The sequence below is a fragment of the Proteus sp. G2674 genome (genome assembly GCF_009915195.1).
GTDB lineage: Bacteria > Pseudomonadota > Gammaproteobacteria > Enterobacterales > Enterobacteriaceae > Proteus > Proteus mirabilis.
Genome location: NZ_JAABLS010000005.1, coordinates 1 through 14,422 on the forward strand (window position 1 = coordinate 1; position 14,422 = coordinate 14,422).

At 37.0% G+C, this 14,422-nt stretch carries 12 protein-coding genes; 3 read left to right on the forward strand and 9 right to left on the reverse strand.

The window, feature by feature from the left end:
- Positions 1–89: 89 nt before the first annotated feature.
- From GWI58_RS00455 to topA, 8 genes are all read right to left on the reverse strand, one after another.
- Positions 90–839, reverse strand: coding sequence for a hypothetical protein (locus GWI58_RS00455; protein ID WP_161768816.1), 750 nt, complete (start codon positions 837–839; stop codon positions 90–92).
- Between the two features lie 103 nt (positions 840–942).
- Positions 943–1,692 (reverse strand): hypothetical protein, encoded by a 750-nt coding sequence (locus GWI58_RS00460; protein WP_161768817.1) that lies wholly within the window; start codon positions 1,690–1,692, stop codon positions 943–945.
- Positions 1,673–3,592 (reverse strand): lipase family protein, encoded by a 1,920-nt coding sequence (locus GWI58_RS00465; RefSeq protein WP_161768818.1) that lies wholly within the window; start codon positions 3,590–3,592, stop codon positions 1,673–1,675. The genes GWI58_RS00460 and GWI58_RS00465 overlap by 20 nt, the downstream gene beginning before the upstream one ends.
- 21 nt (positions 3,593–3,613) lie before the next feature.
- Positions 3,614–4,399 carry a DUF4123 domain-containing protein gene (locus tag GWI58_RS00470; protein ID WP_004251087.1) on the reverse strand — a complete coding sequence of 262 codons (786 nt, stop codon included), beginning with the start codon at positions 4,397–4,399 and terminating at the stop codon, positions 3,614–3,616.
- Entirely contained in the window at positions 4,399–6,372 is a 1,974-nt protein-coding gene (locus GWI58_RS00475) for a type VI secretion system Vgr family protein (RefSeq protein ID WP_161768819.1), read from the reverse strand. The genes GWI58_RS00470 and GWI58_RS00475 overlap by 1 nt, the downstream gene beginning before the upstream one ends.
- A 33-nt stretch (positions 6,373–6,405) precedes the next feature.
- Complete coding sequence (locus tag GWI58_RS00480; protein ID WP_004251082.1) at positions 6,406–6,678, reverse strand: PAAR domain-containing protein; 273 nt, start codon at positions 6,676–6,678, stop codon at positions 6,406–6,408.
- A gap of 909 nt (positions 6,679–7,587) precedes the next feature.
- Positions 7,588–8,112: a superoxide dismutase family protein gene (gene sodC / locus GWI58_RS00485; RefSeq protein WP_017628093.1), complete on the reverse strand. Its 525-nt coding sequence runs from the start codon at positions 8,110–8,112 to the stop codon at positions 7,588–7,590.
- A 173-nt stretch (positions 8,113–8,285) separates the two neighbouring features.
- Positions 8,286–10,883: a type I DNA topoisomerase gene (gene topA / locus GWI58_RS00490; protein WP_004243046.1), complete on the reverse strand. Its 2,598-nt coding sequence runs from the start codon at positions 10,881–10,883 to the stop codon at positions 8,286–8,288.
- 305 nt (positions 10,884–11,188) lie between these two features.
- On the opposite strand from topA, the gene GWI58_RS00495 reads away from it, so the two are divergent.
- Positions 11,189–11,437: a YciN family protein gene (locus GWI58_RS00495; RefSeq protein WP_036896103.1), complete on the forward strand. Its 249-nt coding sequence runs from the start codon at positions 11,189–11,191 to the stop codon at positions 11,435–11,437.
- A 333-nt stretch (positions 11,438–11,770) separates the two neighbouring features.
- On the opposite strand, the gene sohB is transcribed toward GWI58_RS00495, so the two are convergent.
- Positions 11,771–12,817 carry a protease SohB gene (gene sohB / locus GWI58_RS00500; RefSeq protein WP_004243049.1) on the reverse strand — a complete coding sequence of 349 codons (1,047 nt, stop codon included), beginning with the start codon at positions 12,815–12,817 and terminating at the stop codon, positions 11,771–11,773.
- Between the two features lie 213 nt (positions 12,818–13,030).
- On the opposite strand from sohB, the gene GWI58_RS00505 reads away from it, so the two are divergent.
- Entirely contained in the window at positions 13,031–13,792 is a 762-nt protein-coding gene (locus GWI58_RS00505; protein WP_026090429.1) for a YciK family oxidoreductase, read from the forward strand.
- 23 nt (positions 13,793–13,815) lie between these two features.
- On the forward strand, positions 13,816–14,406 hold the full coding sequence (gene cobO / locus GWI58_RS00510) for a cob(I)yrinic acid a,c-diamide adenosyltransferase (RefSeq protein WP_004243052.1): 591 nt from the start codon (positions 13,816–13,818) through the stop codon (positions 14,404–14,406).
- Positions 14,407–14,422: the final 16 nt, after the last annotated feature.

The window sequence follows — 14,422 nt, forward strand, 5'->3', positions numbered from 1 at the left end:
ACTCCGTTCACCTGCTTAAAATCGCAATCGCATATCCCTTCTTACACTTTAGACAGAAAAAAAAACACTTACTCCCCCAAACAGATTAATCAATCAATATACCGAACAAAAGAAGTAAACGCTTTTTCATCACTATTCTCGATTATTTCATTAAAACCAATCATTTTACTATAAGTCGATCCACTCAGTGTTTTAATATTGCCGTTAGGGAAAATAGCTTTATTATCCTTTGAAATAATCGTGGTTAGTTTAGGTTCAACTTTATAATTAAAATAGATTTCCCCATTTGATTTATTGGATAGATTTTGTTCACCCTCCATTATTGATGATGAGTAATAGATTGATTTACCATTATATTTTTCCACTATGACAGGAGCTAAAGTGATAAACAGCTCTATTTTTGAATGCTTATCATCGGTAATTGGAATAATTTCACTAATTCGCGTATATATCTTATGAATATTAGAGACTGGCGCTAGTTTTATTTCTACTAGCTTCCAATTACACCATCCCCCTCCATCAATAGGCACGATATAGGTCGCGTTTTTATTATCCTCTGCTATTTTACGCTCTGCTTCCACTTGTTGCGTTAAAGAGGAATAAGTGACTTTAGTATAAGAAGCATTAAAATGAGAACGTTCGCACTTATTAGACGTATAAGTACCAATAACTTCCACTACTGTTTCAGGGGAAATAGTTGAATAAACCGTGATTTTATTGCCATCATTATTCATATTGACGGGGAATTTATTATCCAGATATATATTGATATACTCACCACATCCACTTAATAATAGATAAGGGATAAAAATAAGTGATTTAATCATTGTCATTAACATAGTTAATCCCCATTCAACTCCGCTCACCTGCTTAAAATCGCAATCGCATATCCCTTCTTACACTTTAGACAGCAAAAACTACTGACTCCCCCAAACAGATTAATCAATCAATATACCGAACAAAAGAAGTAAACGTTTTTTCATCACTATTCTCGATTATTTCATTAAAACCAATTATTTTACTATAAGTCGATCCACTCAGTGTTTTAATATTGCCATTAGGGAAAATAGCTTTTTTATCATTTGAGATAGTCGTGGTTAGTTTAGGTTCAACTTTATAATTAAAATAAATTTCTCCATTTAATTTATTAGATAATTTCTTTTCACCTTCCATTTTTGATGATGCATAATAGATTTTTTGATCATTCTTGCTTTCCACTATTACGGGAGCTAATGTAGTAAATAATTCTATTTTTGAATGCTTGTCATCGACAATTGGAATAACTTCACTAATCACCATATGACTTTTATAAATAGTAGAGACTGGGGCTATATCTATTTCTACTAGCTTCCAATTACACCATCCCCCTCCATCAATAGGCACGATATAGGTTGCGGTTTTATTATCCTCTGCTATTTTACGCTCTGCTTCCACTTCTTGCGTTAAAGAGGAATAAGTGACTTTAGTATAAGAAGCATTAAAATGAGAACGTTCACACTTATTTGACGTATAAGTACCAATAACTTCCACTGCTGTTTCAGGTGAAATAGTTGAATAAACCGTGATTTTTTTGCCATCATTATTCATATTGACGGGAAATTTATTATCAAGATATATATTGATATACTCGCCACATCCACTTAATAATAGATAAGGGATAAAAATAAGTGATTTAATTATTGTCATTAGCATATTTGAACCTTTTCAGCGCCGTTATACCTTCTGGCATAAGTAATGTGGGTAATAATGTATCTGCAACCATAAGATCTAAGTCTAGCAAATAACTGCTTTCATCGTATTTGGCTTGTGATAGTCTTTTTTGATTGACCAATTCTGCTCTAATATCATATGCAGATTCTGTTAATCCTTTATATTTAACTAAACTAATTATTTTAGAAATAATAAAGTTAGTATATTTACGACTTGAGTGGTCTCCACCACCAGTTACACCAGGTGATGCTGTTTTGGGTAACTTATATAGTTCAAAAAATTCTTGTTTAAGCCGATGATCGGGTAGTAGTTCAGAGACGAGATAGAGCTTTTCATCAGTATCAGAGACGAGATAGCGTTTTTTATCTATTTCCATATTCACCAAAAGACTTGGTGCATATCCAACACTTGCCAACACGTATTTATACATAGATGTTTTTGATGTTGGTTTGTAAAAATGCACAGCATCACCATGGTGAATAAATGTATCATTTTTTATATTGAAATCTGTTTTCAATTGTTCAATAGTTTTGCTCGCCATACCTTGATGTTTCAAGTCTATATATGTTATTGCAATTTCTATAGAATACCCTAGCCAATCATGATCACTTATAAAAGCGATATTATTCATATCTTTTTCAAAAGGAAGGGCTGGTACTGGATCGTCCTCATTGACATGGCGATGATGAATAATATCTCCCAACTGCTCTGTAATAGAAAGGGTTAATACCCGAGGCATACCAATAGTATAAAGCACTGGATTATATTCTCTTAATTTTATGGCATGTAATAAAGCTAATGCCCCCCCTAGACTATGCCCTGCGATAAATAATTTTCGTTCTGAAGCTAAACCTTTAATTAAATCGAATGGATTTTCTTTACCTTTTTTATCATCATTTACATTTACTTTCGGCCTTAATTTATATTCACCATCCATGGTCCTAAATGAATTATAAAAACCAGAGTGCACATAGCCTTCTATCCCCATATCCTGCTGCAGTCTAACTGGTTTAAATTTTATATCTGTAAATATATCAGTTTTTCCTGCCGTTCCTCGCCAAACAACAATAACTTCCTTATTATTTGCGATATAAAACATTTGAGTATCTAAATTCTTAGCTGAATCAATAAATTCAACATCTGTATAACGTTCACTAAACGGAACATCATATATTATCGGGGTAAAAGACTTTTCCTCAAATTGCTGTGGGATTTGGGATAAGTCAAAGAGTTGGTTAAAAAAAACGTCCTCAATTGAGCCTGAATAATTTTCAGCATTAGGCTCCTTGTCATTATTAGCTTTAAAACTCGCATAAGACAATACAGATAATATACTTAAATTACAGGCATTAGTAATTGAGTAATCTTTCTGATGATGTAATAAGAATGACCACGCTCTAAATGAACATACTTCAAAAACCCAACGTTCATTACGAAATATTAACATATATCCATTGGGTTGCTGTTTTTTAAAATGATATTTAGGTAACTCTGGTTGATCCCAATCTAAAATTTTAGGCGCAGCATCACATAAATCACCAATAGTTAAATAGCGGTAATTATCATTACGTTGTGTTGCATCATAGCGAATTTTGGAAGAACTATTTCTGCGTACTCTTAAAGGACGTTTTTCCATTTCATCAGCCAGCATTTGTGCATTAATAGAAAAGCGCCCCCCTGTTGGCGGTAAATCTGTTTCTCTAACAATCCCATTACGATCTGTTTTACCTGTTCTTTTTTCTCCCCCAGAGACAGTCAGTGTATAGGGCATATCCGAAATAGGATTGTTCAATTCATCTACCAGTAAGATTTCTATCCAAGCATTATGTTTAGCACAATCGGGGCAATAAGGATCATTATATTTATCGTATCTAAATGTCATTTTTCTTCCTTGTCATCCTTGTTATATAGTCATATCAGGTAATAGATTATTTTTATTTAGATAGCGCAAAAATAAATCATCATACAGATAGGCGGTATCTAATCTATTTTTCTGACATTCGTCCATCCAATCGCGGATAAACCCTATTAAACGACCGTCAACTTCATCTAACTGATAAGCTAATTCACTCTGTTTTTCCCAAAACTGAATATAGAAGTTATTAATTACATTAACATAAGCCTGTTCAGAATCACGCCAAGCTGTAATTAGATGCTCTCTTAATTCATAATCTACGGGGCTAATAAAGGGATCTGCATATTGAGGTCGCGTATAGTTTTCATTAACCTCATCACCTTCAATCAAGCAGTCATCAACAGGCATCATTAAGACAGCCCAATCGCCAAGTGATAATTTTGGTAATAGCGTACGCGCTATACGCGCATCAAAAAAACGAAAGATAACTTTTTTATCATTCATTATCACTAGTTGATGCTTTTGCCAATGAGTGATTTGGGTACGCCAATCGAGTTGGCTATGATAAGCCCATCCCCAGCTATTATCACCTAATGGCATAGTATCTAATACTTGGCCCAAATGTGAGTATTGCGAGGGTTTTACTTTTACCAACCATGGACTGACACTCGATAAGTGTGATAATGCCGTTCCACGATATATAGGGAATGCCTCTTCAATCCAATCATTAATATAAAATTGTTTAATCGGATTTGGTTGCGATAACGTGTTAATTAAAAAATACACATCACTTTGAATGGTATTTGTTAACCATGAAGTCCATGTCAGTGACATTATTCATCCTCATTTGGTTTTATAATTATTCCCCCTGAGTGCTGTGCTGCTACTGCACAGTATTTTTTTACAGGATACGGAGATAACTCTAAAGGAGGGACGCCTTGCGGTAGCTCCAAATCGATAGAAGTCCCACTTCCTGCACTACCACCACCGACGACCAAATTATTCGAAGTAAATATCATATTGGGAGTGATCCGTATAAAACTCTCTCCCACTTTAAGGGTGATTTCTGTCCCCGCATCAAGCACAATTTTACCGCCACTCACAAAATAAGTTTGCAGAGTGCTTTCATGCACCGCATTTCCATTTACTTTCGTCTTTTCATCACCTTCAATATGTAATGATACATTTCCAGTGATATGATTTTTTTGTGAGCCTTTTAAAATAAAGTGATCATTACCTGCGATTTCGGTAAATTGATCATTATTAATCCGTTTTTTTGCATCATGCTGAATATGGAAATATGCGTTATGTTCAATATGAGCATTCATATCGTGTTGTGCATGAAGATAGATTTCTTCTCGGCCTGCTTTATCATCAAAGCGTAACTCGTTAAACCCTTCTCCTTTATGCGTTTTTGTTTTAAACGTAGTACGCGTCATCTCATAAGGTAGGTTTAGTGGCGGAGTATTGCGTCCATTATATGTACAGCCTGAAATTATAGGTCTATCTATATCTCCATTTAGATAACTGATAAGCACTTCTTGTCCAATCCTAGGTATTGCCATAAAGCCATAACCGTTACCATTCCATCCCTGCGCTACCCGAACCCAACATGAGCTTCCTAATTCTGGTTCTCGCATGCGATCCCAATGAAAATAAACTTGTACAGCCCCTTCTTCATTGGTATAGATTTCTTCACCTTCGGGGCCAACTACTGTGGCTAATTCATCGCCATCAGCTGTTGGTTTATGAATAAAAGGCGGGCGCCAATTTAAATTATCAGGAATAAAGGTTAAATTATTCGATAATGTTGTCCCTTGCCCTTCCCTATTATCAGCTAAGGGTTGAGTGCCGTGATGAGTAATAGCAATGACTTGCCAACGGCGATTCATATTTGAGCATGGGTGAGAAGATAACGAAAAAATTTTCCCTGGCATCAAAGCAAAACAATTAGTTAATGCATTGCCGACACAACGGTGTTGTTGTATCTCTTCCATTCGAATTTTGGCATAACGATCCGCATCATCTTGCGTCTGAAAACGCCCATAACTTTCATAATATGGATGCTGATTATGTATTTCCCCTTCTATTTTACTTTCAAGGGGATAAGAAGGACGTTTAGAATTATAATCTTTGTAAAGAATTTTATCTGAAAGCAGTGACTCTCTATAACGCCAATGATATGCAGTATGATCTCTAGTATCTGTTTCATATTGTGGGTTGTAGATTAAGTCAATATCTGCCGTCATACCTAAGTGAGAATCGCTGTAAAACATCCGTGGCTCAATTCCTGCATCTTCAAACCAAAAGCTTATTCCCTCTTCTGCAGCTAAACGGCAAAAAAACTGATAATCTGATTCACGCTTTTGTGTTATATAATCACGCTTAGGATAAGCATCCTCAGCATAGAGTTTGCAATCCGCTTTAATATGAGACTCAAATAATAATTGCTGAAGTAAGTCAGGCACCGTTATTTGTCGAAAAATTCGACTGTTTTGCCCTAAAGACATGACCCAAATTTCAGGTCGAATAATAAAGTGATACCACGTTTGATTACCATCTGTATTTTGTTGCTCCGCACTAGCTAATAGCCCACGTACAGTACGAATAGGTTTACCATTGCGCGTAACCGTTAAGGAACAAGCAAACCCCAACATATCATCAAAACAGATAGACGGTAATGAGCTTACCGCAGTTAAAGAAAGTGTAAATAACTCAGATAAATGCTCAGTCAGTTGAAATTCTGTCACAGTGAATGTTTCTTCAGGAATTCCTTTAAATTGACAGGTAAAAACTAATCCATCCATGACTATTTCTCCTTGCGAATAATAAGAAAAAATTTAACAAGTAACCCTATTCTTTCCATAAGAGCAGCCACATTGGACAATAGAGCCTTCTACAGCAATTTTTTGTCCATCCAGTATCATTCCTTGCTCTCCAGTCACTATCGTGCCTTCTTCATTGCATACTGGACAACGTGTTGTTTTATCTCCAAGTCTCAATATGCTAATCCCTTCATTGGTGACCGTTAATATGCTAGCAAGACAAGTCGCTCCGGTGGTCGTTTTGTCATTATGTAATCCAATTCTTTTCCCAAGGACTGTGGCTCTCATCATTGTTTCCTTACATATATGAAGCTATAAAAATCGCTACGCAGTATCAAAAATAACAAATTAAACTAAACGATTACACTAAAAACACTTCGTCCGTTATATCCGCTACCTTAGCCAGTGCGTACAATAAGACTTGAATAAAGGATAATAAAAGCTTATTAATAAACTGTAAACAGCTCCCATATTTAGTACCTCTCTAGCATAAGTCACTTTGCGTAAAATAATTGAAATATCACTATATCATGCTACATAAATAATCATAAAAAGTGTTTGTCAATATAAAATATGAGTAATAAATAAACAAATTACTCATAACCCAGTAAATACTGTGTACAGTAAAATATATTTTGTTTCCAATATGGAAAGCTCAAAAAATAGTTCATAATATATTGATTTTTAACAGTTAAAAATTAATCATATTCAATTACGTTACCTTGCCATTTTTAATAGCTCAATTTTATCAATATATTTAGCTAATAAGATTGATTTAATTAAAATATAATTCTAAATAAGCCGTTTATTTTATTTAGCCTATATAATATGTGTATTTTTTAATCTTCTTTTGGGCTTTTTATATTCATTTTATGAATAATGATAAAATTCGGATTGCATAAATAAGGAGAAACGAAATAAATAAAGATTCATATTATGTTAGATATATTATTTTTTATAAATAATTAATCAAATAAGTAATAGTAGAAAATGACGGGGAAAATAGAAAAAGAAAAAATGATATGGTTAACACCCAAAAAATACATAAGAAAAACCGCTTAAAGCAGTCGTTTTTTAATCAAAATTAAATGTAATTTCATCACATTGCGATGGGATAAAACTATGCACTATTTTAGTGAGTATAACCATTAACCCAAAAGCCATCATCAGATAGCTTTTGGATTATAAATAAATGAATTATTTAATCACACCACATGCCATTCTAGCACCACCACCGCCAAGCGCTTCTGGGTTATCTGAGTAGTTATCTCCCCCAACGTGAACCATTAAGGCTTTATCTTTAATTTGATCAAGCTTAGTCAGTCTAGGAGCAAGAACGGCATAATCAGCGTCACCTTGACTATTGGCAACCAAACCAGGTAGATCACCTAAATGCCCTTCTTTGTTATAAGGCCCTAAGTGAACACCTTTATTTTCAGGATCAAGATGACCACCCGCTTTTAATGCTGGAACAGGTTTTCCATCTTTCATATCTGGCTCACAAGAGCCATTAGCATGGATATGAAAACCATGAACACCCGGTGTTAACCCAGTAAGTTTTGGCGTAAATAACAGCCCATAATCGGTTTCGGTAATAGTGACAACTCCAATATCATCACCCGCCCCTGTAGGTAAGGCTTCTTTTAACGTAACATCTAAGCTCGCCGCACTGGCAACCGATGTAAAGAGTAGTCCAGAGAGTAACAAAGGTATCAGTTTCATAGTATCTTCCTCTTATTATTTATGCTCAGCATAAAGTCGTCGATAACAACAAATAGAGACTCACCATTAATACTGTTTCAATGTACGTTAATTAGCATATCGTCTTAATGCAAAAAAAGCGACTTATGTCAGTAAGTCGCTTTTTTATCTTAAAATATCAATAACTATCGATACTATTTACTTTTTTCAACCCATTTGCCATCAATATAAAAGGCTGACCAACCTGTTGCTTTCCCCTCTTTTTCAGAAGAGACATATTGCTGTTTAGTTTTACGACTAAAACGTACTATGGTTGGATTCCCTTCAGGATCGGTTACAGGTGCTTGTGCTAAGTAGCGCATTTTTTCCGATAATCTATCTTTAAAACGTACTAACTCTGCGACTTTTGGTGCACGGGTTTCCCTTGATTTAGGGAACGTATTGGCCGCAAGGAAAATACCCGCCGCGCCATCACGTAACACAAAGTAAGCATCCGATTTTTCACAAGGCAACTCAGGTAGTGGAACCGGATCTTCTTTTGGTGGTGCAATTTCACCACTCTTTAAGATCTTACGTGTATTTTTACACTCTTCATTGGTGCAACCCATGTACTTGCCAAAACGCCCCATTTTTAGATGCATTTCAGCGCCACATTTATCACACTCAATCACTGGGCCTTCATAACCTTTTAAGCGGAATTCACCTTCTTCAACTTCATAACCATCACATGCAGGATTATTACCACAAACATGTAATTTACGATGAGTATCAATAAGATAACTGTCCATTGCCGTACCGCATTTCGGACAACGACGACGGGCACGTAATGCATTAGTTTCCGCATCATCTCCTTCCAAGATATTAAGTAATTCATCTTCAGGAATAAGATTTATCGTTTGTTTACAACGCTCTTTTGGTGGTAAAGCATAGCCCGAGCACCCTAAGAATACCCCTGTCGTCGCTGTTCTAATTCCCATATGACGAGAACAAGTAGGACATTCAATAGAAGTAATAACCATAGGGTTAGGTCGCATTCCTCCTTCTTCTGGATCTTTTTCAGCGACTTCTAGTTGCTGACTAAAATCTGTGAAGAATGCATCTAATACCGCTTTCCAGTTTTCTTGGTTGTTGGCAACATGGTCGAGATGATCTTCCATTTGAGCCGTGAAATCGTAGTTCATCAAATCACTAAAGTTTTCTTCTAAGCGATCGGTAACAATCTCACCCATTTTTTCTGCATAGAAACGACGGTTTTCAACTTTGACATAACCTCTATCTTGAATGGTAGAGATAATTGAAGCATAAGTTGAAGGTCGACCAATACCTCGTTTTTCTAGCTCTTTAACTAATGTAGCTTCACTAAAACGCGCTGGTGGCTTAGTAAAGTGTTGCGTTGGCGATAACTCAGCTAACGCTAATTGCGCCCCAACATCAACCGCTGGTAATGTTTTATCTTCATCTTTACTGCGCATTGCTGGCATGACTTTTGTCCAACCCGCAAAACGTAATGTGCGACCTTTAGCGCGTAGTTTATAATCCCCTGATACAACCGTAAGTGTGGTTGAGTCATATTTTGCCGGTGTCATTTGACAGGCGACAAATTGATCCCAAATCAGTTGATATAAACGCTTCGCGTCGCTATCCATATCTTTTAAAGATTCAGCCGTCACATTGATATCAGAAGGACGAATAGCTTCGTGCGCTTCTTGTGAGTTCTCTTTGCTTGAATAAACATTCGGCTCTTTAGGCAGATATTTTGCACCAAATTTATCGTGAATATAATCACGTGCCATTTGGATTGCATCCTGACTCAGGTTGGTAGAGTCAGTACGCATATAGGTGATATAACCTGCTTCATAAAGACGTTGAGCCAACATCATGGTCTTTTTCACCCCAAAGCTTAAGCGAGTACTTGCCGCTTGTTGCAATGTAGAGGTGATCAAAGGGGCACTTGGTTTACTGGATGTTGGTCTATCTTCACGGTTTTTAACGATGAAAGTGGCATTCTGTAACGCCTTAACCGCCACCTGAGTTTCCTCAGAGGAGACTGGTTTAAAGGCATTATCTTGATAGTGCGTCACTTCCATACGCAAGGGTTGTTCATCGGGTGTCAGCAATGAAGCGTGTAATTGCCAATACTCTTCTGGCACAAATGCTTTAATTTCACGTTCACGCTCGACGAGTAGGCGTACCGCAACTGACTGTACACGCCCCGCAGATAAACCACGCGCCACTTTTTTCCATAACAGCGGAGAAACCATATAGCCAACCACACGATCCATAAAACGACGTGCTTGTTGCGCGTTAACACGGTCAATATTCAGCTCACCCGGTGTTTGGAATGCTTGTGTAATGGCATTTTTCGTAATTTCATTAAACACGACACGACTAAATCTATCATCTTCACCGCCGATCACTTCGCGTAAATGCCACGCGATAGCTTCTCCTTCGCGGTCAAGGTCCGTTGCGAGATAGATATGATCTGCTTTTTCAGCCAATGCTTTTAGTTCAGCGACTACCTTCTCTTTACCCGGCAGAATTTGGTAGTTTGCATGCCAACCATTATAAGGATCGACACCCATACGGCTGACTAAGGCTGATTTCTCATCCTTTTTAACCTTTTTCACGCCTTTCGTGGCGGATGAGTTTTCGCTCTTCTGGCTGCCAGAACCACTTTTTGGCAAATCACGAATGTGACCCACGCTAGATTTTACTACGTAGTCATTGCCAAGATATTTATTGATTGTTTTGGCTTTAGCCGGGGACTCCACGATAACAAGAGCTTTACCCATAATTACCTTTACCTAATTAAACTTTGTCATGACGGTATTGTTTAATACCCTCAGCTCAGAAAACTTTTGAAATCTCTTTTTATATTGCGTTAGTTTTGCAATATATCAACCTGTTTTTATTCAAAGCTTTTGTTTAAACGCAAAACACGTTACTTTTTTTGAGGTATTTTAATCACCTCATCACTGATTCAGGTCTAAAACATAGCGATGTCTATGTATATAGAGTAGCTAAGCTTTTAAAAATGCCACACTCTACCTGATAAAAAGCGAGGCGCAACAAATTATTTTTCTAAGGAGCATAAATGATGTCGACACAAACTACACCTATTTCCGCAGAGATGCTACTTGAAAAAGCGAATAAAATCATACGTGAACATGAAGACTATTTACAAGGTATGTACGCAGATTCTGTTGAACAAAAAGGCAATGTACTGGTATTTAAAGGCGAATTTTTTTTAGATGAACAGGGTTTACCCACGGCTAAAAGTACCGCTGCATTCAATATGTTTAAACATTTAGCACATGTGTTATCTGAAAAATACCATCTAGCGTGATGATGTTTGCTGACTATTTTGGCACTTATTGCCAAGAAATCGGTTATTAACTATCAATATAAGATATAGAGAAGATTTTCAGAGCCTATCAATTCAATATGTAATATCAATTATATTTATTTTCTCTTTATCGCTATATTGAGTCTTCCTAGAAAGAGGAAATATTGCCCGATTGTTGTTAAAAATTATCAATTATTTTTATGCCAGTGGATACCTCACTGGCTTTTTTTTATTCGAAAAACGCTGAATAAATAATAAAAAAATAGCGATACTCAGCTTACATCTAACTGCTGAATATCGCTAATTTGATAGCAACACGTTATTTGATAATGCTTATAACAGTGGGTTTTTACCCCTTTGTAGCCAACGCATCATTAATTTATCCACGCTTTCCATTGCGCCACCAGTAACTCGTTCTACCATTTTTTTCTTCAGGATATATTGAACGGATAATACTTCAAAATCATTAATACGACTGATGAGCCAATCATCGCTGACCCCCACTTCATCAATCAGCCCTTTATCTACAGCATCTGTTCCATACCAATACTCGCCAGTTGCAACACTATCGATATCTAATTCAGGGCGATATTTATGTACGAAAGACTTAAATAGCAGATGAGTTTCATTGAGATCTTGTTTAAATTTCTCACGACCTTCATCCGTATTTTCCCCTAATAGGGTTAACGTGCGTTTATATTCACCGGCAGTATGTAACTCAACATCAATGTCATTTTTCTTTAATAAACGATGAATATTGGGTATTTGAGCGACCACACCGATAGAGCCGATAATCGCAAAAGGTGCCGCAACAATTTTATCAGCGACACAGGCCATCATATAACCCCCACTGGCGGCGACTTTATCGACCACTGCAGTTAATTTGATCCCTTTATCTTTTAAACGAGTTAACTGGGCTGCGGCTAGGCCATAACCGTGAACCATACCGCCAGGACTTTCAAGACGAAGCAGTACTTCATCACCCGCTTGTGCCACAGAGAGGATAGCGCTTATCTCTTCACGTAATGCACCAACTTCATGGGCATCCATGCTACCTTTAAAATCAATAACATATAAACAAGGTTTAACAACGCCTTTGCGCCCTTCTTTAGCATTGTTTTTACTCAGTTTTTGCTCTTTCTTTTGTTGTTTTTTAAACGCTTTATGCCACACTTTTAATTCAGCCTCATCCATTTTGGCTTGTTGCATAACACGTTGTTTATCGTGGTAAGACTCAGCAAGATCAGTCACCTTTAATGTGCCTTTTCGATGTTGCTTTTTACTACCGATAACCACAAAAAACGAAACAATAGCAATAATAGCGACAACAACTGTCGCAATCTCAGCTAAAAACAGTCCATATTGTAAAATATACTCCACAAAGGCCTCTTTTAAGGTTAATAAAACACAGTGAAATCATAGCACCTAGTTTAACGAAATTTTACGCTGATGCCAGTAACAAAGGCGCCATTCTGGCAGTTATTATCTGTATCACTAGCCGTTAATCACTTTAAAAATGAGTCGCTAAACTGGTTCTTAAGCACATAAGACGTTACACTTTATTTATTTTTCAATAAACAGGATATTAATATGTTGCAATATCAACCCGATCATACTGTATTAAGAGATAAAATAATTCTAGTAACGGGGGCTGGTGATGGCATAGGTAAAGAAGCTGCTCTCACATATGCTCGCTATGGTGCGACATTAATCTTGTTAGGACGTACCTTATCTAAGCTTGAAGATGTACAAAATGAGATTATCACTTCAGGCGGGCAACAACCGATGCTTTACCCTTTAGATCTACTCACCGCAAGCGAGAACGATTATCAGGAATTTGCTGATACTATCGTAAAACGTTTTCCTCATTTGGACGGTGTATTACAAAATGCCGGCCTACTCGGTGTTGTTGAGCCGATAATTAACCAACCAAGTACACTTTGGCATGATGTGATGCAAGTCAACGTTAATGCAACCTTTATGTTGACTAAAGCCTTAATCCCCCTAATGCTTAAGGCACCTCATGCAAGCCTTATTTTGACAACCTCCAGTGTAGGTCGCCAAGGCCGTTATGGTTGGGGGGCTTATTCTGTCTCTAAATTTGCCACAGAAGGCTTAATGCAAGTGTTACATGAAGAATATAAAGACAGTAGCTTGCGTATTAACTGCATCAATCCGGGTGGAACACGCACCAGTATGCGAGCAAGTGCCTTCCCCGATGAAAATGCACAAAAACTTAAAACGCCAAAAGATCTAATGCCGTTATATCTCTATCTAATGAGTGATGACAGCATTGAAGTGAGTGGTCAATCTTTAGATGCACAACCCGATCGTAAAGCCGGACCTGCTGAATAACTTGAGAATATAAGGTTTATCCTATGAGTGATGCACAACACCAACAGCGCCAACAACGTTTGAAAGAAAAAGTTGATGCCCGAATTGCGCAGGCGCAACGCGAACAAGGCATTTTGATGATTTTTACTGGTAATGGTAAAGGGAAAACCACCGCCGCCATGGGAACTGCTACACGTGCGGTTGGTCATCATAAAAAAGTCGGTGTTGTGCAATTTATTAAAGGGACATGGGAAAATGGAGAACGTAATCTTTTAGAACAAGCCGGCGTTCCCTTCTATGTTATGGAAACCGGTTTTACATGGGAAACTCAAGATAAAGCTGCCGATACACAAGCTTGTTTAAATACTTGGCAATATGCACTGCAATTACTCAATTCACCTGACTATGATTTAGTTGTCTTAGATGAACTTACTTATATGATCAGTTTTCATTATCTACCACTTGAAGATGTGGTTGCGGCTATTACTTCTCGTCCTGATCATCAAAGTGTTATTATTACAGGACGAGGCTGTCATAGACAATTAATAGAATTAGCAGACACCGTTACGGAAATGCGTCCTATTAAGCATGCGTTTGACAGTGGTATCAAAGCACAAAAAGGAATTGATTGGTAGAATAAACGCGTATAAT